The sequence below is a fragment of the Streptomyces gottesmaniae genome (assembly GCF_031845845.1).
Lineage (GTDB): Bacteria > Actinomycetota > Actinomycetes > Streptomycetales > Streptomycetaceae > Streptomyces > Streptomyces akebiae.
Genome location: NZ_JAVRFJ010000066.1, coordinates 16,041 through 36,795, shown reverse-complemented (window position 1 = coordinate 36,795; position 20,755 = coordinate 16,041). Strand labels below are relative to the sequence as shown.

Annotated in this window: 13 protein-coding genes and 3 pseudogenes; 5 read left to right on the top strand and 11 right to left on the bottom strand. The window is 68.2% G+C overall.

The features are described from left to right. Positions 1-395 precede the first annotated feature (395 nt). The 5 genes and pseudogenes from RM704_RS42885 to RM704_RS42865 all read right to left on the bottom strand — a co-directional run. The gene (locus RM704_RS42885; protein ID WP_033529266.1) at positions 396-2,081 is read right to left on the bottom strand and encodes a ribonuclease J; all 1,686 of its coding nucleotides are present in this window, start codon (positions 2,079-2,081) and stop codon (positions 396-398) included. Between the two features lie 150 nt (positions 2,082-2,231). Further along, positions 2,232-3,131 carry a 4-hydroxy-tetrahydrodipicolinate synthase gene (gene dapA / locus RM704_RS42880; protein WP_033529267.1) on the bottom strand — a complete coding sequence of 300 codons (900 nt, stop codon included), beginning with the start codon at positions 3,129-3,131 and terminating at the stop codon, positions 2,232-2,234. 210 nt (positions 3,132-3,341) lie between these two features. Next, positions 3,342-3,791 (bottom strand): annotated as a pseudogene (thyX, locus tag RM704_RS42875) (FAD-dependent thymidylate synthase); the annotation flags it as partial. Positions 3,792-3,794: 3 nt separating this feature from the next. Further along, positions 3,795-4,541 (bottom strand): annotated as a pseudogene (locus RM704_RS42870) (HNH endonuclease); the annotation flags it as partial. A gap of 159 nt (positions 4,542-4,700) precedes the next feature. Then, positions 4,701-4,991, bottom strand: a pseudogene (locus RM704_RS42865) (FAD-dependent thymidylate synthase); the annotation flags it as partial. 190 nt (positions 4,992-5,181) lie between these two features. Between RM704_RS42865 and RM704_RS42860 the strand changes: the two are divergent. Next, a complete protein-coding gene (locus RM704_RS42860) occupies positions 5,182-5,739 on the top strand; it encodes an SCO5741 family PH domain-containing membrane protein (protein WP_033529269.1) in 558 nt (185 codons plus the stop codon). 88 nt (positions 5,740-5,827) lie between these two features. Here the strand turns inward: RM704_RS42860 and RM704_RS42855 are convergent, their stop codons facing one another. From RM704_RS42855 to eccD, 6 genes are all read right to left on the bottom strand, one after another. Beyond that, entirely contained in the window at positions 5,828-6,283 is a 456-nt protein-coding gene (locus tag RM704_RS42855) for a tetratricopeptide repeat protein (protein ID WP_033529270.1), read from the bottom strand. Between the two features lie 17 nt (positions 6,284-6,300). Continuing rightward, positions 6,301-7,053 (bottom strand): 4-hydroxy-tetrahydrodipicolinate reductase, encoded by a 753-nt coding sequence (gene dapB, locus RM704_RS42850; RefSeq protein ID WP_033529271.1) that lies wholly within the window; start codon positions 7,051-7,053, stop codon positions 6,301-6,303. A gap of 21 nt (positions 7,054-7,074) precedes the next feature. Next, positions 7,075-8,454 (bottom strand): M16 family metallopeptidase, encoded by a 1,380-nt coding sequence (locus RM704_RS42845; RefSeq protein ID WP_033529272.1) that lies wholly within the window; start codon positions 8,452-8,454, stop codon positions 7,075-7,077. Next, positions 8,451-10,670, bottom strand: coding sequence for a polyribonucleotide nucleotidyltransferase (locus tag RM704_RS42840; protein WP_033529273.1), 2,220 nt, complete (start codon positions 10,668-10,670; stop codon positions 8,451-8,453). The genes RM704_RS42845 and RM704_RS42840 overlap by 4 nt, the downstream gene beginning before the upstream one ends. A 415-nt stretch (positions 10,671-11,085) precedes the next feature. After that, entirely contained in the window at positions 11,086-11,373 is a 288-nt protein-coding gene (rpsO, locus tag RM704_RS42835) for a 30S ribosomal protein S15 (protein ID WP_033529274.1), read from the bottom strand. Positions 11,374-11,572: 199 nt separating this feature from the next. Next, entirely contained in the window at positions 11,573-13,042 is a 1,470-nt protein-coding gene (eccD, locus tag RM704_RS42830; RefSeq protein WP_033529294.1) for a type VII secretion integral membrane protein EccD, read from the bottom strand. A 163-nt stretch (positions 13,043-13,205) separates the two neighbouring features. On the opposite strand from eccD, the gene RM704_RS42825 reads away from it, so the two are divergent. The 4 genes from RM704_RS42825 (at position 13,206) to mycP (ending at position 20,678) form a co-directional block, all read left to right on the top strand. Next, positions 13,206-17,165: a type VII secretion protein EccC gene (locus RM704_RS42825; protein WP_033529275.1), complete on the top strand. Its 3,960-nt coding sequence runs from the start codon at positions 13,206-13,208 to the stop codon at positions 17,163-17,165. Positions 17,166-17,234: 69 nt separating this feature from the next. Continuing rightward, positions 17,235-17,738, top strand: a complete 504-nt coding sequence (locus RM704_RS42820; RefSeq protein ID WP_033529276.1) for a DUF2563 family protein — start codon at positions 17,235-17,237, stop codon at positions 17,736-17,738. Continuing rightward, on the top strand, positions 17,738-19,261 hold the full coding sequence (locus RM704_RS42815; protein ID WP_107072356.1) for a hypothetical protein: 1,524 nt from the start codon (positions 17,738-17,740) through the stop codon (positions 19,259-19,261). Before RM704_RS42820 ends, RM704_RS42815 begins: the two co-directional genes overlap by 1 nt. A 28-nt stretch (positions 19,262-19,289) precedes the next feature. Beyond that, positions 19,290-20,678, top strand: coding sequence for a type VII secretion-associated serine protease mycosin (mycP, locus tag RM704_RS42810; RefSeq protein ID WP_078937252.1), 1,389 nt, complete (start codon positions 19,290-19,292; stop codon positions 20,676-20,678). The last annotated feature ends 77 nt before the right edge of the window (positions 20,679-20,755 follow it).

The window sequence follows — 20,755 nt, the reverse complement described above, 5'->3', positions numbered from 1 at the left end:
ACCGAAGACCGGCCGGGAACGGGGTATCAACATATCTGGCGTTGATTTTTGGCACGCTGTTGAGTTCTCAAGGAACGGACGCTTCCTTTGTACTCACCCAAGCTACTCTCGGGCTTTCCTCCGGGCATTTTCCCTTCGGTCTTGCGTTTCCGACTCTATCAGATCGTTTTCCGATCCGATTTCCTCGGTGCTTTCCAGGTTTCCGCTTCCGCGTTTCCCTTTTCGGCGATTCCGACTTTATCAGAAGTTCTGAGTCGGATTTCCACCCGGTCCGGGCGGCTCCTGGCGCATCAGTTGCACCGGGTTCCCCCCTGGGCGGAGCCGTAAACGTACTGGAGCGGGGCGCCCCGATGCAAATCGAGGGGCCCCGCTCCGGAACGGGCGCTGACGGAAGGTCAGACCTCAACCACCACAGGCAGGATCATCGGCCGACGCCGGTAGGTGTCCGAGACCCACTTGCCGAGGGTGCGGCGGATGAGTTGTTGCAGCTGATGAGGCTCGACGACCCCGTCCTGTGCCGAACGCTCCAGAACTTCGGTGATCTTCGGGGCGACCGCGCTGAACGCGGAGTCCTCGATGCCTGATCCCCGGGCCTGGATGTGCGGACCTCCGGTGATCTTGCCGGTGGAGGAGTCCACGACGACGAAGACGGAGATGATGCCCTCGTCTCCCAGGATCTTGCGGTCCTTGAGCGCCGGCTCACCGACGTCACCGACCGAGAGGCCGTCGACGTACACATAACCGGCCTGGACCTTGCCCGCGATCTTGGCCTTGCCCTCGATGAGGTCGACGACCACGCCGTCCTCGGCGATGACGATGCGGTCGTGCGGTACGCCGGTCAGAGCGCCCAGCTCCGCGTTGGCGCGCAGGTGGCGCCATTCGCCGTGCACCGGCATCAGGTTCTTCGGGCGGCAGATGTTGTAGAAGTACAGCAGCTCACCGGCCGAGGCATGTCCGGAGACGTGGACCTTGGCGTTGCCCTTGTGGATGACGTTGGCGCCCCAGCGGGTCAGGCCGTTGATGACGCGGTAGACCGCGTTCTCGTTGCCGGGGATCAGCGACGAGGCCAGGATCACCGTGTCGCCCTGGACGATGCGGATCTGGTGGTCCCGGTTGGCCATGCGGGACAGGGCCGCCATCGGCTCGCCCTGTGATCCGGTGCAGACGAGGACGATCTCGTGGTCGGGAAGGTCGTCGAGTGTCTTGACGTCCACGACCAGGCCCGGCGGAACCCTCAGGTAGCCCAGGTCCCTGGCGATGCCCATGTTCCGGACCATCGAGCGGCCGACGAAGGCGACCCGGCGGCCGTACTCGTGGGCGGCGTCGAGGATCTGCTGGATGCGGTGGATGTGGCTGGCGAAGCTGGCCACGATGATCCGCTTCCGAGCGCCCGCGAAGACCTGGCGCAGGACGTTGGAGATGTCGCGCTCAGGGGGAACGAACCCCGGAACCTCCGCGTTCGTGGAGTCGGAGAGAAGAAGATCGATGCCCTCTTCGCTCAGTCGTGCGAACGCGTGCAGGTCGGTGAGACGGTTGTCCAGCGGGAGCTGGTCCATCTTGAAGTCACCCGTGTGGACCACCATGCCCGCGGGGGTGCGGATGGCCACGGCGAGGGCGTCCGGGATGGAGTGGTTGACCGCGACGAACTCGCAGTCGAAGGGGCCGATGCGCTCGCGGTTCCCCTCGACCACCTCAAGGGTGTACGGGCGGATGCGGTGCTCCTGGAGCTTGGCCTCGATCAGGGCGAGGGTCAGCTTGGAGCCGATCAGCGGGATGTCGGGCTTCTCGCGCAGCAGATACGGGACCGCGCCGATGTGGTCCTCGTGGCCGTGCGTGAGGACGATGCCCTCGATGTCGTCGAGGCGGTCCCTGACGGACGAGAAGTCCGGCAGGATCAGGTCGATTCCGGGCTGCTCCTCCTCGGGGAAGAGCACCCCGCAGTCGACGATCAGCAGTCGGCCGCCGTACTCGAAGACGGTCATGTTCCGGCCGATCTCACCGAGGCCACCCAAGGGGGTGACCCGGAGGCCACCTTCGGGGAGCGGCGGCGGCGGGCCGAGTTCAGGATGCGGATGACTCAAAAGACTCTCCTCACCACGCGCGCCACGTACCTCTGTGGCACGTGGCGCGCATGACGTTCGTGCAAAAGCAGTTGTGGATGTGGATGCAGGCGCTTGCGTCCTGCCTATTCAGTTGTGAAGTCTGGTTGTCGCGTCGTGCGAAGTCCGGTGTCAGACCTGTACCCCGCCGGCACCAAGATCGATCTTGAGCTGAGCCGTCTCCTCGGGCGAAAGCTCCACCATGGGGGCGCGCAGCGGTCCCGCCGGCAGGCCCTGGAGGGCGAGCGCCGCCTTGGTCGTCATCACGCCCTGGGTGCGGAACATGCCGGTGAAGACCGGGAGCAGCTTCTGGTGGATCTCGGTGGCCTTCTGGACGTCACCGGAGACGTACGCCTCGACGAGGGCGCGCAGCTCGGGGGTGACGACGTGGCCGACGACCGAGACGAAGCCGACCGCGCCCACGGAGAGCAGCGGGAGGTTGAGCATGTCGTCGCCGGAGTACCAGGCGAGGCCGGAGCGGGCGATCGCCCAGCTGGCGCGGCCGAGGTCACCCTTGGCGTCCTTGTTGGCGACGATGCGCGGGTGCTCGGCGAGCCGGACGATCGTCTCGGTGTCGATCGGGACACCGCTGCGGCCCGGGATGTCGTAGAGCATGACCGGCAGGTCGGCCGCGTCGGCGATCGCCTTGAAGTGGCGGTACAGGCCTTCCTGCGGGGGCTTGTTGTAGTACGGCGTGACGACGAGAAGGCCGTGGGCTCCGACCTTCTCGGCGGCGCGGGCCAGCTCGGTGCTGTGGTGGGTGTCGTTCGTGCCGACGCCGGCGATGATGTGCGCGCGGTCGCCGACGGCTTCGAGGACGGCTCGTACCAGGTCCGATTTCTCCGCGTCACTGGTGGTGGGGGACTCGCCCGTGGTGCCGTTGATGACCAGGCCGTCGTTGCCTGCGTCCACCAGGTGGGTGGCGAGCCGCTGCGCGCCGTCTAGGTCGAGTGCGCCGTCCGCCGTGAAGGGCGTGACCATGGCGGTGAGGACCCGCCCGAAGGGGGTCTGCGGAGTCGAGGTCGGAGCCATGGGTAACACGCTACTCGCTGCTCAGGGCGCGGTCTGCCCTCGGGGGGCGGGAAAAGTCAGGACAAATGCGGAGCCCGGCACTGCCTGCTCGGGGGTTCAAGCAGTGCCGGGTCCGTTTGATCAGGCTAGATGAACTTCTCGAAATGCCGCAATACGGACACTTCGCTCGGCTGACCCGCACATCTGTGCCTGGCCGAAAGTCGACGGTCGCTACGGCGCGACGCGGCCGTTCGCATTGAACGCCGCGTGCGTGAGCGGCATGAGCCTGGCCCACTCCGTCTCCATCCGCTCGCCCACCATCTCGATCTCGCGCTGCGGGAAGGACGGGACCTTGGCGAGCTCGTGCTGGGTGCGCAGACCGAGGAAGTGCATCAGCGAGCGGGCGTTGCAGGTGGCGTACATCGACGAGAAGAGTCCGACCGGGAGGACCGAGCGGGCGACCTCGCGGGCGACGCCGGCGGCCAGCATCTCCTGGTACGCCTCGTAGGCGTGGATGTACGAGTCCTCCATGACCCGCCCGACCAGCTCCTGCTGCGCCTGAGTGCCCTCCACGAAGACGTACTTGCCGGGACGCCCCTCCTGGACGAGCTTGCGGGCCTCGTCGGGGACGTAGAAGTGGGGCTGGAGTTCCCGGTAGCGTCCCGACTCCTCGTTGTACGAGTTGTGCACGACGATCCCGTTGGCGAGGAAGTTGTGCCAGGGGCCTTCGACGGAGAGGTCGTACGTCATCTCCTCGCCGTCCTGCTCGATGGCGACGATCCGGTCCGGAACCGCTCGGGCGATCTTGCCGTCGCGCTGGGCCAGGGCCTGCTCACCGGCGCTCTTGATCGCATGGCAGGACTCACACGCGGGCGCGAGGTTCCTCTCGTCGAGGGCCTGGGTCAGGTCACCAGCCACCGGAACCACGTGGTCCAGGGCGAGTTCCGCGCGGGGGAAGTCCTGACCGCAGAGGTGACAGCTGTCGGTCTCCTTGATCAGTCGCTCTCGCTGCATGGAAGTCCACACACCGATGCCGCGCCGCAGGCTCGGCGGCACCAGTGCCTCCGACGGACGAGGGACGGTCCCCGCCACCATGACCGCGTCACCGACAGCCAGTTCCCCGGCCTTGCACCAGCCCTCGGGCGTGAGCACCGCATGATCGACCGTGGAGCGGAGCGTCTTCCCGGACTCCGTGGTGATCGTGATGAGTGGCTTCACCCCGGACTCGATGACATCGACGATCCTGGCCCGCTGGGCGAGCAGCGTCTCTTCGTCGTAACAGCGCACGTGGTCGCGACGGACCGATTCGAGCTTGCGCAGGCGGGTGCTGGGGTGCAGTTCCCTGAATTCCGCCACTGCCGACTCCGCTGCCTCACGGTTGTCGTACAGGCCGAGGTAATTGTTCTTCTCGCCGCGCCGGACCTGGGCCATCCACTTTCCGGCCCTGCTGTGCCACGTCACTCCACCGGCGGAATGCGGAAGTCGGTCCTCGACGCCGAGGTGCCAGAGCTTGTACAGCTCCGCGATGGTGCGCCGACGGAGATGGCCGGCCTCGCTCTCCAGGGTGATCTCGGTGTCGCCGGCGATGCACCAGCCCACCCGGTGGCGCATGAACTCGCGGAAGACGAAGATCGGGGCGCTGATGAAGAAGGTCATCGAGTTGTGCTCGAAGGGGCTGCCGTGCCGGTCCCGCATGAGGTAGTTGATGAGGCCCTTGGAGCGCTCGGGGTCCTTCTGCAGCTCCTCCAGGGACTGCTCGCCGGCGGTGGAGACGCGGGCGGCCCACAGCACGTCCGAGTCGGCGGCGCTGTGCTTCACCAACTCGACGGTCACATCGCTGCGGAAGCTGGGCTTGAGGTCGTCGACGGGAGTGTCGGTCACGGCTCGGAGGATCCTTCCCATGGCTGCTCTCGGGCGGCGCCCACTCTACGGGCCGACACCGACAAGGCGCCCGGATGCCCCGAGTTGCACCCTCTTGTGCCCCCGTTGGACCCCTGAGAGTGGTGGGGAGGGGTCCGGCTCGGTAGCCTCACCCGGCGATAGCTGTGCGTGGATTGAGTGAGGATCACCCGTGCCCCTGCCCTTCCTGACCGCCGACCGCGCCTTCGACCACGCGGTGGACGAACCTCTGCCGTTCGAGGACCGTGACCGCTGGCGGCGCCCCTACCGGCCCGGCCCCTGGCGGGTCGGCGCGGCCGCGCTCCTGCTGCTGCTCGCGTCGTACGTGCTGGTCGCGGCGGTCATCATCGCGGCGGCCGAGACACCGCAGGCGGGCGCGATCTTCTTCGGAGCGGCGCTGCTCGTCATCAGCTGCGCGCTGCGGCTGCTGCGGGTCGGCATCTGGGTGAGCGCACGGGGGGTGCGGCAGGTGGGCTTCTTCCGCACCCGTACGGCCTCCTGGGAGGCGAGCGTCTCGGTGCGTACCGTGCAGCAGCCGGTGCGCTGGCTCGGGCTCCCGCGGTCCGTGCAGGGGCAGGCGCTGCTCCTCGTCCGCAGGGACCGCGTGCAGGAGTATGTGACGCCGCTGATGACCACGCACAACGCCGACTTCCTGGCGCGTACGGAGGCCTTCGACCGGGCGGCCGACACGATCGAGGCGTGGGCGGCGGAGTACGGACGCGCCGCGTAGTCGGCCACCGGGAAGGTCGAGGACGGCGGTGAGGGGCCGGTCCGCGGGTGCGGACCGGCCCCTCACCGCTGTGCGGAGGTACGTCGGCTCAGGCGGCGGGCGCCGGTTTGCCGTCGTGGAGGGCGATGGCGCGCTGCATGGCCTTGCGGGCCCGGGGTGTGTCGCGGGCGTCGTGGTAGGCGACGGCCAGACGGAACCAGGTACGCCAGTCGTCGGGGGCGTCCTCGGTCTCCGCCTTGCGCTGGGCGAAGACCTCGTCGGCCGAGTCACGGTCGATGCGGCCGCTCGGTGTCCGCTTCAACTCGTCGACGGGGAGGCCCCCTTCGGCGTCGAGTTCGGCGGCGAGCTGATTGGCCCTGCGGACGAACTGGGTGTTCTTCCAGAGGAACCACAGACCGATTCCCGGCAGGACGAGCACGGCGACGCCGAAGGCGATCGTGACCGGTGTGCCGGTCTCTATGAGGAGGATCCCGCGGCTGCCGACCAGGACGAAGTAGACGACCAGGACGGCTGCCGTGACGGCGTAGGTGATCTTCGCGCGCATGACGTTCCTTTGGCCTGTCAGCCCAGGTCGAGGAAGTGTTCGAGGCCGAAGGTGAGGCCCGGGGTGGTCACCACACGGCGGGCGCCGAGCAGGATGCCCGGCATGAAGCTGCTGTGGTGGAGGGAGTCATGACGGACCGTCAGGGTCTCGCCCTCGCCGCCGAGCAGGACCTCCTGGTGGGCGAGGAGGCCCCGGAGGCGGACGGCGTGGACCGGGACGCCGTCGACGTCGGCGCCCCGCGCACCCTCCAGGGCCGTGGCGGTGGCGTCCGGCGCCGGGGCGGTACCGGCCGCGCGGCGGGCCTCGGCGATGAGCTGGGCGGTGCGGGTGGCGGTGCCGCTGGGGGCGTCGACCTTGTTCGGGTGGTGCAGCTCGACGACCTCGACGGACTCGAAGTAAGGCGCCGCGATCTGTGCGAACTTCATCGTCAGGACGGCCCCGATGGAGAAGTTGGGCGCGATGAGCACGCCGGTCTCCGGGGACCCCTCCAGCCAGCCCTTCAGCTGCGCGAGGCGCTCGTCGGTCCAGCCCGTGGTGCCGACGACCGCGTGGATGCCGTGGCGTACGCAGTAGTCGAGGTTGTCCATGACCGAGGCCGGGGTGGTCAGTTCGACAACCACCTGGGCGCCGGTCTCCGCCAGCGTCTCCAGCTTGTCGCCCCGGCTCAGGGCGGCGACCAGCTCCATGTCCTCGGCGGCCTCGACGGCCCGTACGGCCTCGGAGCCGATGCGGCCCCGGGCACCGAGGACCGCCACGCGCAGCTTGCTCATTGCTTGGTTCCTTAACTGGGGTTAGGCGACGGCTTCGTGCAGACGGGACGCCTGTTTGTCCTTGAGCGGGCCGATCACCGACAGGGAGGGGCGCCGGCCCAGGATCTCGCGGGCCACGGCACGGATCTCGTCCGGGGTCACCATGGCTATCCGGGTCAGCATCTCGTCGACGGACATCTGCTCGCCCCAGCACAGCTCGCTCTTGCCGATGCGGTTCATGATCGAGCCGCTGTCCTCAAGGCCGAGGACCGTGGAGCCGCGCAGCTGGCCGATGGCGCGCTCGATCTCGTCGTCGGGCAGCCCGTGCTCGGCGACCTGGTCGAGTTCGTCGCGGCAGATCTTGAGCACGTCGTGGACCTGGGACGGGCGGCAGCCGGCGTACACGCCGAAGAGGCCGCAGTCGGCGAAGCCGGAGGTGTACGAGTACACGCTGTAGGCGAGGCCGCGCTTCTCCCGGACCTCCTGGAAGAGGCGGGAGGACATACCGCCGCCCAGTGCCGTGTTGAGGACGCCGAGCGCCCAGCGGCGTTCGTCGGTGCGGGCAAGTCCGGGCATACCGAGGACGACGTGCGCCTGCTCGGTCTTGCGCCCGATCAGCTCGACACGACCGGCCGTGCGCAGGCTCCGGGTGCCCTCGCGCGGGGCGATCGGGGTGGCGTCGACGCGGGTGAGGGCGCCGGCGCTCTCGAAGGCGGCACGGACCTGGCGTACGACCTTGTTGTGGTCGATGTTGCCGGCGCAGGCGACCACGAGGTGGGTGGGGTCGTAGTGCTTCTTGTAGAAGCGGCGGATGCGGTCGGCGCTGAGGGCGTTGACCGTGTCGACCGTGCCGAGGACCGGGCGGCCGAGGGGGGTGTCGCCGAACATGGTGTGCGCGAACAGATCGTGCACGCAGTCGCCCGGGTCGTCCTCGGTCATCGCGATCTCTTCGAGGATGGCGCCGCGTTCGACGTCGACGTCCTCCTCGCGGATGAGCGAGCCGGTGAGCATGTCGCAGACCGTGTCGATGGCCAGCGGCAGGTCGGAGTCGAGCACGCGCGCGTAGTAGCACGTGTACTCCTTCGCCGTGAACGCGTTCATCTCGCCGCCGACCGCGTCGATCGCGGACGATATGTCGAGCGCGCTACGGCGGGCGGTGCCCTTGAAGAGCAGGTGCTCCAGGTAGTGCGTGGCGCCGTTCAGCGCGGGCGTCTCGTCGCGGGAGCCGACGTGCGCCCAGATCCCGAAGGTGGCGGAGCGCACGGACGGCAGGGTCTCGGTGACGATGCGCAGGCCGCCCGGGAGGGTGGTCTTGCGGACCGTGCCGATGCCGTTCATGCCCTTGATCAGGGTTTGGGTACGGGCGACGGCCCGCGCCTCCGTGGAGGTGCGGGCCGTCGCCTTGGAGCTACGGGACGTCACTTGTCGCCGTCGTCCTTCTTGTCCTCGGAGCCTTCTTCGCCCTCGATCACGGGGATGAGGGAGAGCTTGCCGCGGGAGTCGATCTCGGCGATCTCGACCTGGACCTTGGCGCCGACCGCGACCACGTCCTCGACGTTCTCCACGCGCTTGCCGCCGGCGAGCTTGCGGATCTGCGAGATGTGCAGCAGACCGTCCTTGCCCGGGAGCAGCGACACGAACGCACCGAACGTCGTCGTCTTCACGACGGTGCCCAGGTAGCGCTCGCCGACCTCCGGCATGGTCGGGTTGGCGATCGAGTTGATCGTGGCGCGGGCGGCCTCGGCCTGCGAGCCGACCTGGGCACCGATGTAGATGGTGCCGTCGTCCTCGATCGTGATCTCGGCGCCGGTGTCCTCCTGGATCTGGTTGATCATCTTGCCCTTGGGGCCGATGACCTCGCCGATCTTGTCAACGGGGATCTTGACGGTGATGATCCGCGGGGCGTTCGGGGACATCTCGTCCGGCGTGTCGATCGCTTCCATCATCACGTCGAGGATGTGGAGGCGGGCGTCACGGGCCTGCTTGAGGGCGGCGGCCAGGACGGAGGCCGGGATGCCGTCCAGCTTGGTGTCGAGCTGGAGGGCAGTGACGAACTCCTTGGTGCCGGCGACCTTGAAGTCCATGTCGCCGAAGGCGTCCTCCGCACCGAGGATGTCGGTGAGGGTGACGTAGTGCGTCTCGCCGTCGATCTCCTGGGAGATCAGACCCATGGCGATGCCGGCGACGGGGGCCTTCAGCGGCACACCGGCGTTCAGCAGCGACATGGTGGAGGCGCAGACCGAGCCCATGGACGTCGAGCCGTTCGAGCTGAGCGCCTCGGAGACCTGGCGGATCGCGTAGGGGAACTCCTCACGCGTCGGCAGGACCGGGACGAGGGCGCGCTCGGCGAGGGCGCCGTGGCCGATCTCGCGGCGCTTCGGGGAACCGACGCGGCCCGTCTCGCCGGTGGAGTACGGCGGGAAGTTGTAGTTGTGCATGTAGCGCTTGCGCGTCACCGGCGACAGCGTGTCGAGCTGCTGCTCCATGCGGAGCATGTTGAGGGTGGTGACGCCCAGGATCTGGGTCTCGCCACGCTCGAACACGGCGGAGCCGTGCACGCGCGGGATGGCCTCGACCTCGGCGGCGAGCGTACGGATGTCCGTCACGCCGCGGCCGTCGATGCGCTTCTTCTCCTTGATGACGCGCTCGCGGACCAGGCTCTTGGTCAGCGAGCGGTACGCGGCGGAGATCTCCTTCTCGCGGCCCTCGAACTGCGGCAGGAGCTTCTCGGCGGCGAGCGCCTTGACGCGGTCCAGCTCGGACTCGCGCTCCTGCTTGCCCGCGATGGTGAGCGCCTGCGCGAGCTCGTCCCGGACGGCGGCCGTGAGGGCCTCCAGGACGTCGTCCTGGTAGTCGAGGAAGATCGGGAACTCGCCGGTGGGCTTGGCGGCCTTCGACGCGAGGTCGGCCTGGGCCTTGCAGAGGACCTTGATGAAGGGCTTCGCGGCGTCCAGACCGGCGGCGACGACCTCCTCGGTCGGCGCCTCGGCGCCGCCCTTGACCAGCTGGATGGTCTTCTCGGTGGCCTCGGCCTCGACCATCATGATCGCGACGTCGCCGTCCTCCAGGGTGCGGCCCGCGACGACCATGTCGAAGACGGCGTCCTCGAGCTCGGAGTGCGTCGGGAAGGCCACCCACTGGCCGTTGATCAGCGCGACGCGGACGCCGCCGATCGGGCCGGAGAAGGGCAGACCGGCCAGCTGCGTGGACGCGGAGGCGGCGTTGATCGCCACGACGTCGTACAGGTGGTCGGGGTTGAGCGCCATGATCGTGGCGACGACCTGGATCTCGTTGCGCAGCCCCTTCTTGAAGGACGGGCGCAGCGGGCGGTCGATGAGGCGGCAGGTGAGGATGGCGTCCTCGGAGGGACGGCCCTCACGGCGGAAGAAGCTGCCGGGGATCTTGCCGGCGGCGTACATCCGCTCCTCGACGTCCACCGTGAGGGGGAAGAAGTCGAGCTGGTCCTTGGGGTTCTTGGAGGCGGTGGTGGCCGACAGCACCATGGTGTCGTCGTCCAGGTACGCCACGGCGGAGCCGGCGGCCTGCTTGGCCAGACGGCCCGTCTCGAAGCGGATGGTGCGGGTGCCGAAGGAACCGTTGTCGATGACGGCCTCGGCGTAGTGGGTCTCGTTCTCCACTAGCAAATTCTCCTCGTCTTCGTCCCGGATCCCGCCCGTGTGGCAGGGGGACGGTGGCGGAGAAGCGCGCCGTCTGGTGCGGGCCGGTCTTCGATCGAAGCCCTCGGGGTTCGCAATTCCCCGGGGGCCACTACCGAGGACCGGCGGCGGCGAGGTGCGCTTCTCCTCGTTCGGTGTGCGTGTGGTCGCCCGTGCCCGGGCGTCCTCACACTGTGTCGTGCCTATTGCGTCGTGCTACCACACTACAAAGGGGTGGTGACACTCCGCACGTTTCCGCCTGTACGTCCCGCGTACGGCGGGGCCGCGCGCCCCCTTCCGGCGAGGTCGCGCCGGGGATCCGGCGGGTGTCGCGGAGGGGTGTACAGCAAAGGGAGCGGTCCCGATTCTCCCGGGAACCGCTCCCCTGCACGGCGTCTTACTTGGCGCCCGCCGCACCGCGGCGGATGCCGAGGCGGTCGACCAGCGTACGGAAGCGCTGGATGTCCTTCTTGGCGAGGTACTGCAGCAGACGGCGACGCTGACCGACCAGGATCAGCAGACCACGGCGGGAGTGGTGGTCGTGCTTGTGGGTCTTGAGGTGCTCGGTCAGGTCGGAGATACGGCGGGAGAGCATCGCGACCTGGACCTCGGGGGAGCCGGTGTCGCCCTCCTTGGTACCGAACTCGCTGATGATCTGCTTCTTCGTAGCGGCGTCGAGCGACACGCGATACTCCTCTTGAGTCTCATTGATGCCACCGAGTGCCCCTGGTCTTCTTCTCAGGGGGGCTTGTGTGACTCTGGTGACGGGGTCCGTCGGGAGCTGCCTCCGGAGTCCGGGGGTGCGCACACAAACGGCCGTCAGTCAGGTTACCAGGCTGGGGGGACGGGCTTGGCACCCACTCCGCGCCGCCCATCCTCTTTCCTCAGCCGGTCAGGGAACGGACTGCCGTGAGGACGCCCAGCACCGCCAGACACAGCGGAATCAGCGTGAGCAGCACGAAGCCCTCGGCAATGTCGAGGAAGCGGCCCCAGAAGGGGGACAGGCCCTTCTGGGGGACGATCAGCCCGATCGCCGCGAACAGGGCGGCTCCGGCCGCGACGGCCACCGTCAGCCAGATGGTCCGGAGGTCAAGCGCGCCCCGGTCGTCGTGCAGCACGAACTCGGTGAGAGCCCCGGTCGGCGGGTTGAGCGCGAGGCCGACGAGGAGGAGCGCGATGGCCGCGAGGCCGGCGACGAGGGCACACGCCACCTGGGAGGTGTAGCGGAAGAGCCGGGCTCGGATCAGCATGGCCAGGCCCGAGGCGAGAGCCAGGAGCTGGCCCCAGATGTCCTCCGAGAAGCCGAGGACGGCACCGGAGGCGACGGCCACGGCGGAGGTGCCGCCGACGAGACCCAGGAGCATCTCGTGGCCCCGTCGGGCCTGGGCCGCGATACGTTCGGCGTCCAGGGGGTCGGTGTCCGGACCCTGGCCGGGATCCAGGTCGAAGTCCTCGTAGATGGCGGAGCGCGGCGCCGCGTAGCCGATGGGCAGGCGGGCGAAACGGGCCGACAAGCCCGGCAGGAAGGCGACGAGTCCGATGGCGACCGGGGCGCACACCGAGGCGGCCTCGGTCGCGGAGGCGTCCGCGACGATCGCCACGAAGGTGGCGAGGGTGCCCACCGCCGCGAGGAAGGCGGAGGCCACGAAGGGTGCGTCCCCACTGGGCGTGAGCGCGACGAGGGCGGCGGAGGCGACCAGGACGGCCACGCAGCCCAGCATGAACTGAAGTCTGCCGGGCCCCTGGCCGCCCGCCGGGCCGACGATTCCGGAACCGGCGAGGAGGAGCAGGGGCTGCGCGGCCAGCCCGAGGGCGACGGCCGCGAGGCGGTCGGCGTACACACGCGCGCGCACGGCCGCGTAGGCGACGAGGAGTACGCCGAGCCCGCCCGCGATGAGGCCGGGCAAGCCGTGCATGTCGTGGCGGACCGGATCGGCGTACCAGAGCACGAAGGCGACGAGCAGCAGGAGCAGGGCGCCGCCGATCAGTCCGGCGGCGCGCAGCAGGTCGTCGCTCCACAGGTGGCGGTCGCGAACGACCGCGGAGGCGACCGCGTCGGAGACGTCGTCGTGGACTGCCGGTGGCAGCGACTCGGCGAAGGGCCGCAGGCTGAGCACCTCACCGTCGAGCACCCGTTCACCGGCGAGCGTGCGGGCGCCTTCGAGGACGGTGCCGTCACGCCGTACGAGGTGGTAGCCCGCCGGAGTGCCGACCTGTTGGGTCTGGCCCGTCAGGCGCAGGATCTCCGGATAGACATCGGCGATGGCGATGTCCACCGGGAGGGCGACGTCGATACGGCTGTCGGGTGCCACGACAGTGACTCGGCAGAACCCGGTCGTCGCGGTCGTACTCACCTTCACTGACCCCCTGCTTCGCGGATGCGCACGCTGCGGGCGTCACCCTACCGGGCGGTGCCGTCAGCGGTGACAAGTAGGATCCCCGGCTAGCGGGGGGCGACCGACACCACGGGGGTGCCGGTACGAAACTGCTCGTCCGCGTAGGGGGATTGATGCACCGGTGAGCCAGATCGTCATCAAGCGCCCACCGCGTTCCCTGCCGCCTGAAGTGCCCTCGGATGAGCTGCGCCTGGAGCCTCCTCCAGAGCTGCCACGCGGTCAGCAGGAGGGCATGCTGATGCAGATCCTGCCGACGCTCGGCATGGGCTCGTCGGTGGTGTTCTACTTCGCGTCCCCGAACGCCCATCCGTTCATGCGGATCATGGGTGTGGTGATGCTCGTGTCGACGGCCGCGATGGTGATCGCGCAGATCGTCCGGCACCGCCGCGGTACGCAGGGGCAAATGGCCGATGTGCGCCGGGACTACCTCAAATATCTCGCGCAGACCCGGCGTACGGTCCGCAGGACGGGCTTGAAGCAGCGCGACGCGCAGCTGTATCTGCACCCCTCCCCCGAGCAGTTGTGGTCGGTGGTCGCCGAGGGCAGCCGGGTATGGGAACGCCGCGTCGGGGACGCCGACTTCGGGCAGGTACGGGTCGGCCTGGGCCCACAGCAGCTGGCCTCGCCCCTGGTGGCTCCGGACACGGCGCCCGTGGACGAGTTGGAGCCGTTGTGCGCCGGTGCCATGCAGCGGTTCCTCGCCGTGCACGGCCAGTTGGACGGGCTGCCGGTCGCGGTGTCGCTGCGCGCCTTCTACCACGTGACGGTGTCCGGTGAGCAGGAGAGCGCACAGGCCGCGGCGCGTGCCCTGGTGGCCCAGCTCACCACGCTGCACTCCCCCGACGATCTGATGGTGGCCGTCGTCGCCGCCCCGAACGCCGTGGGCCGCTGGGACTGGACCAAGTGGCTGCCGCACAGCCAGTTGCCCGGCCAGTTCGACGGCTCGGGTACACGGCGGCTGTTCGGTGACGACCTCGGTGAGTTGGAGCATCTGCTGTCGGCCCGGCTCGAAGGCCGCCCGCGTTTCAGCCGGGGCGGCCAGCCTGTCCTGGACCAGCCGCATCTCGTGATCGTTCTCGACGGCGGAATCGTGCCCCCGACCTCTGCCTTCGCGGCCGCGGAGGGCCTGCAGGGCGTGACGATCATCGAGGTGGTCCCTGGCGAGCTCGACCAGCCACGGGGCGGCCTCTCCATCGTCGTACGACCGGACCGGCTGTGGCTGGACTCGGGAGCCGGAGTCGCCTACGAGGGCACGCCCGACGGGCTGTCGCTGCCTGCCGCCGAGGCGCTCGCCCGGCAGCTGGCTCCGCTGCGCATGGGCGGCGGGGACGACGACGAACCGCTGCTCGCCAACTTGGACTTCACCGATCTGCTGGGCCTCGGCGACGCCGCCTCCGTGGACGTGACCCGTACATGGCGGCCGCGGTCGACGCCCGAGCGGCTGCGGGTGCCCATCGGGGTCGGCGAGGACGGCCGGCCCGTGATGCTGGACCTCAAGGAGGCGGCACAGGATGGAATGGGCCCGCACGGCCTGTGCGTGGGCGCGACCGGCTCCGGCAAGTCGGAGCTGCTGCGCACCCTGGTGCTCGGTCTCGCGGTCACCCACTCCTCCGAGACGCTGAACTTCGTCCTCGCGGATTTCAAGGGCGGCGCCACCTTCGCCGGCATGTCCCAGATGCCGCACGTCGCTGCCGTCATCACCAACCTCTCCGACGACCTGACCCTCGTCGACCGCATGGGCGACGCGATCCGCGGCGAACTCCAGCGCCGTCAGGAACTGCTGCGCTCCGCCGGCAACTACGCCAACATCCACGACTACGAGAAGGCGCGGGCCGCCGGCGCGCCGCTGGAGCCGCTGGCCTCGCTCGTCCTCGTGATCGACGAGTTCAGTGAACTCCTCACGGCCAAGCCCGACTTCATCGACATGTTCATCCAGATCGGCCGTATCGGCCGCTCGCTGGGGGTGCATCTGCTGCTCGCCTCGCAGCGCCTGGAGGAGGGTCGGCTGCGCGGACTGGACACCTATCTGTCGTACCGGATCGGTCTGCGCACGTTCTCGGCCGCCGAGTCGCGTGCCGCGCTCGGGGTCCCGGACGCGTACCACCTGCCGTCCGTGCCCGGCTCGGGTTATCTGAAGTTCGGTACGGATGAGATGACCCGTTTCAAGGCGGCGTACGTCTCGGGCACGTACCGCGCGGGCGGCCCCGAGGTCTCCCGGGACCGGCTGCCGATCGAGCGCAGGCCGGCGCTGTTCACGGCGACGCCGGTGCCGGTCACCTACGCGGCGCCGGACCCGGCGCAAGTGCATGCCCCCTCCCGGCAGGAGGACGACGCACTGGCCGACACCGTCCTCGACGTCGTCGTGCAGCGGCTGGAAGGGCAGGGGGTGCCCGCCCACCAGGTGTGGCTGCCGCCCCTGGACCGAGCGCCGACACTGGACCACCTACTCCCACCGCTCACCTCGACGGCCGAACGCGGCCTGCAAGCCGCCGAGTACACACGGCTGGGCGGACTGACGGTCCCCCTGGGTCTGATCGACAAGCCGTTCGAGCAGAGGCGCGAAGTGCTGTACCGGGACTTCTCCGGTGCGGCGGGCCACATGATGGTGGTCGGCGGCCCTCAGTCCGGCAAGTCCACGCTCCTGCGCACGCTGGTCGCGTCCTTCGCGCTGACCCACACGCCCCATGAGGTGCAGTTCTACTGTCTGGACTTCGGTGGCGGCGGCCTGTCGTCCCTGTCGGACCTGCCGCATGTGGGCGGGGTCGCGTCCAGGCTGGACCCCGAGCGGGTCCGTCGTACGGTCGCCGAGGTGGCGGGCATCCTCAACCGCCGCGAGCAGTTCTTCCGCGCGAATGGCATCGACTCCATCGGCACATACCGGAGGCGCCGCGCGGCGGGCGATCTGCCCGGCGAGGCCTGGGGCGACGTGTTCCTGGTCATCGACGGCTGGGGCAACTTCAAGGGCGACTACGAGGGCCTCGAAGGCATCGTTCACGACCTCGCGGGCCGCGGCCTCGGCTACGGCATCCACGTCGTTCTCTCCGCGTCCCGCTACATGGAGGTGCGGTCCGCCCTCAAGGACCAGATCCTGGGCCGGCTTGAGCTACGCCTCGGCGACGTCATGGACTCCGAGTTCGACCGCAAGGTCGCGGCGAACGTGCCGGCGGGTGTGCCGGGGCGGGGCCAGGTCCCGGAGAAGCTGCACTTCATGACTGCGCTGCCGCGTATCGACTCCTCGTCGGACGCGGACGGTCTGTCGGATGCCACGGCACAGCTGGTGCAGGCGGTCAAGGGCAACTGGCAGGGCCCCGCGGCCCCGACGGTCCGTCTGCTGCCCCGTGGGCTGCCGGCCGACCAGCTGCCCAAGGGCTTCGAGTTCCCGCAGCACGGCATCGCGATCGGCATCGACGAGGCAAACCTCGAACCCGTCTTCATCGACTTCGACACGGACCCCTTCTTCCTCGTCTTCGGCGAGAGCGAGTCGGGCAAGACGAACCTGCTGCGCCTGATCGCGAAGCAGATCGCCGAGCGTTACACGCCCGCGGAGGCCCGGATCGTCGTCGGCGACTATCGCCGGACGATGCTGGAGACGGTCTCCGAGGAACATTTGCTGGAGTACGCGCCGATGTCGTCCGCGATGGAGGTCCACATGGACGCCATCCGGCAGTTCATGGAGATGCGCGCGCCCAAGCCCGACATCACGCCGCAACAGCTGCGCGACCGCAGCTGGTGGAACGGCCCGCAGCTGTTCATCATCGTCGACGACTACGAGTTGGTCGCCACGAACTCCGGGAACCCGCTGTCGGCCCTCGTCGAGCATCTGCCCTTCGCCCGTGACGTGGGCGTCAAGTTCATCATCGCCCGCAACGCGGCGGGTGCCTCGCGTTCCATGTACGAGTCGTTCATGCAGCGGGTGAAGGAACTCGGCGCACAGGGTGTGATTCTGTCTGGCGACCCGATGGAGGGCGACATCCTGGGCAACGTCCGGGCGCGGCCCATGCCACCCGGGCGGGGCACCTTCGTGTCACGGAAGCGCGGAGCCCCTCTTATCCAGGTGGGCTTGCTTCCGCAACGCCATTAGGGTGATGAACAGTGTTGAAACAAGCCTTGGTTGACTTGGGCGCACGGGGAGAACGGGGAGGCGGCTGACGTGAGTTCGGGCGGGGGCGACAACGGCGCGGGGGGCACGCCGGACACCGGCAGGTCCTTCGACGGCCTGTACGGCGTCAATCCCCAGATGGCGCTGGACATCCAGCACGACGCCATGAAGAACTTCAAGAAGCGCGTCGACGGCCTCCTCGTCGAACTCGGCAAGTCCGAGGCCGCCCCCGACAAAGTGGGCCGGGACCGCCTGTCCCGCGCCCAACTGGGATCGGCCGACTTCAAGGAAGCACAGTTCCTCTACGAGTCGTACGCCATCGTCCATGACGAGTTGGAGAACCTCTCGAAGGCGCTCAGCGCCCAGATCGAGGGGGTGGGACTGGCTGTGCACGCGTCCCGGGTGGGCTTCGAGACCCTCGACGAGGACATCAAGGCGCGGATGCGGGAGGTCAACGCGGAGGTCGACAAGTACTACGACGTGGACCGGGATCCGTATGCGCGGCGCCAGGGCGAGCCGGTCACTGAGATCTCCGAAGAGGAGAAGGGCCTGTAATGAGCGAGCAGCCCGCGCGCAAGCAACCTACGCCCCAGCACACCGACTTCGAGTCGATGACCCACGCCCAGTTGGTGGCCATGCTCAACTCGGCGAACTCCGAGAGCGCCTACGACCTCGCCGCAAAGCTCGCCAAGGCCGCCTCGACGATCACCAAGATCGGCGACGACCTCATGACGTACGTCAAGGGCCTGGAATGGCAGGGCGAGGCCGGCGACACCTTCCGCGAATGGGGTGGCCAGACAGCCAGCGCCACGCTCCACCTCGGGGAGTACGCCGAAGTGGCGTCGCGGTGGATGGGCGTCGTGTCCCAGGCGATCGCGGAGGCGAAGGCGGTCATGCCGGACACCTCCGAGACCACGGCCGCGCAGGCGGATCTCCGGAACGCGGAGAAGTCCCTCGCGGCAGCCAAGGAGCCGGGCGCGCGCAACGACCCCGACGCCCGCAAGCTGGCCCAGACCGCGCAGTCCGACGCGACGGCGGCGCAGGGGCGGATCGACGCGGCGCGGTACGAGGCCGCGCAGCAGATGCGGAAGCTGGCGCAGACTTATCAACAGTCGGCTGCGCAGGTTAATGGGGTGGAGCCGCCTACTTTCGTGCCGCCGGCGAAGCGTCTGGATCCCGAAGGGTGGCGGAGGAGCGAGTATGTATCCGCTGTCGGCTCCCAAGGCGCATCCGGCAGCAACACAGTTGCTTTCACGCAAACCGGGAACGGAAGCAGCACCGGTCCACATGCCACCACCCAAATGGCTCCGCAAAGACACACTCAAGATCCCGTCGATCGCTCTGAGCCTGTCTCTATGGGAATCGACGGCTTGTCCACACTCCCCAATTCATCAGCGCCCAGCCTTCCCGCACCGCCTACGAACGGACCCTCCCAGCGCCCTGAGGCCCCACCTCTCACGCAGCCAAGTCCGACTCCTCACTCCTTCAACAGCGGCGGAAGAGGCCCGGGGCAATCCACTCCCGGGCGTGCTCCCTCAGCCACGCGGCCTCCGCTCCTGTCGGGGCAAGGACCTACTACCGGTAGTGGAACCCGTGTTCCGCGCGAGACTGGAATCATGGGGGGCCGTCCAGTGTCCCCTGCTTCCGGCCGTACGGTCGGCCTTCCGCGAGGGACCGTCATCGGTGGCAGCGCCACACAGGGCGGTACGCCGATGGGACGCGGTGCGACACCCGGAATGTCGGGTGTCGGCAACGCCAATGCCCAGCAGAGCGGCGTAGTCGGAGGCCGACGTCTCACCTCTGAAGGCGGCGAAGTCGTCGGCGGTCGCCCAGCCCAACCTGGTCGCTCCGTCACTCGCCCATTCACACCAGGTGGAGCCGGTCTAATCCGTGCCGCCAACGCCCCCGATCCGGCGCACGGTACGACAGTCGGCCGCCCAGGAGCACCCCTCCACCAGGGCCACACCTCGGACACCCGTCGAGATCAGCCACAGGGCGAACGGCCCGACTACCTCGTCGAAGACGAAGAGACATGGAAGCGTGGCAATCGCCGCGCGCTTCCGCCTGTCGTCGACTGAGGCCATAACAACTCCCCCAGGAAGGCACATGCTCTCCAGCAGTAAGCGAACACTGCGGCCCGTATCGGTGCTGTCGGCTGCTCTTGGCCTACTGCTGGTAGGCATCACCGCAACTCCCGCTCAGGCAGAGTCGATCCGCGCCCGGCAATGGCACCTCGATGCCATGCATGCCGAAGAAATGTGGAAGGTCAGCACCGGCCGAGGTATCACAGTCGCCGTCATCGACACCGGCGTGGATAATTCCTTGGCCGACCTCAAAGGCCAGGTACTAGACGGCCAGGATTATTCAGGCCTGGAGGGCGACGAACATACCGATGCTGATGGTCACGGCACCAACATAGCTGCCCTCATCGCTGCTACTGGTGGGCGAGGAAGCCTGAATGGCTCATATGGCCTTGCACCAGGAGCCAAAATCCTCCCCATCCGTTTGGCACTCAGCAACGGCCAGAGCTTCGAAAACATTAAGTCCGGATCCACATATGCCGCACAAATTTCTACGGCAATCCGATACGCGGCGGACTCCGATGCGGAAATCATCAACATCTCCGGAGGAAGCTTCAAAGAAGACGCCAATACCCCGGAACTTTCCTCTTCCGTTAAATACGCTCTCCAAAAGGGGAAGTTGATTTTCGCTGCCGCCGGAAACGAAGGTGACGGGGCAAATCTACCCGGTTACCCAGCAGCGGTGCCCGGAGTGGTTGCCGTGGCATCGATCAATGAAAAGATCGAACGAAGCTCTTTCTCTCAGTGGGGACCCCAGATTGATATCGCCGCTCCTGGAGAAGACTTGTTCAGCGCCTGTGCAGGTGGTACACAGATCTGCAGGTCCGATGGAACCAGTGGCTCCACCGCGATTGCTTCCGCCTCCGCCGCCCTCATCTGGTCGAAGCATCCGACCTGGACGAACAACCAGGTCCTGCGCGTCCTGATCAACACGATGAAGGGCAACGAGAAGAAGTGGACCTGGAACAACGCCATCGGTTACGGCATTGTCCGTCCGCGTATCGCGCTTCAGAACCCTGGTGACCCGGGCCCCGCCGACAAGTATCCGCTGCCGGACCTCGCTGCGGCCGCGAAGTCACCTTCTGTTTCTCCTGAGGCTTCGGAATCCAGCGGCCCTTCCGACACCAGTGAGACGGGCGACGAGGAAGCCCCGATCACCGGCACCGCCCCCACACACGAAGGCACAGTCCTTTGGATCAGCTTGGGCATCGGAGCAGCAGCAATACTCGCCACAGCCATCGCCGTCCCGATGATCCTCGCACGTCGGCGACGCTCTACGATCCCGCCGCTCCCTCCCTCGTACGCGCCTGCGCCTCCGCACCCTGGGCAGGCCAGCGGGACCTACGGCCCGCCCCAGGCTTCCCCGAACTCCCCTTACAGACCACCATCTCCTGGAGCTGGCCCGTTCTCTTGATCCGCTCTGGCCAGACAGCCATCGGACCGGTCCGAGAATTGACCTGCCGTCACCCAAGAGGTCGGTATCCAGGTCCA

Excerpts from the sequence above, each read along its gene's own strand:
- dapA (WP_033529267.1), bottom strand. The coding sequence starts at position 3,131 with ATGGCTCCGACCTCGACTCCGCAGACCCCCTTCGGGCGGGTCCTCACC.
- RM704_RS42855 (WP_033529270.1), bottom strand. The coding sequence starts at position 6,283 with ATGCGCGCGAAGATCACCTACGCCGTCACGGCAGCCGTCCTGGTCGTC.
- dapB (WP_033529271.1), bottom strand. The coding sequence starts at position 7,053 with ATGAGCAAGCTGCGCGTGGCGGTCCTCGGTGCCCGGGGCCGCATCGGC.
- RM704_RS42815 (WP_107072356.1), top strand. The coding sequence starts at position 17,738 with ATGAGCGAGCAGCCCGCGCGCAAGCAACCTACGCCCCAGCACACCGAC.
- mycP (WP_078937252.1), top strand. The coding sequence starts at position 19,290 with ATGCTCTCCAGCAGTAAGCGAACACTGCGGCCCGTATCGGTGCTGTCG.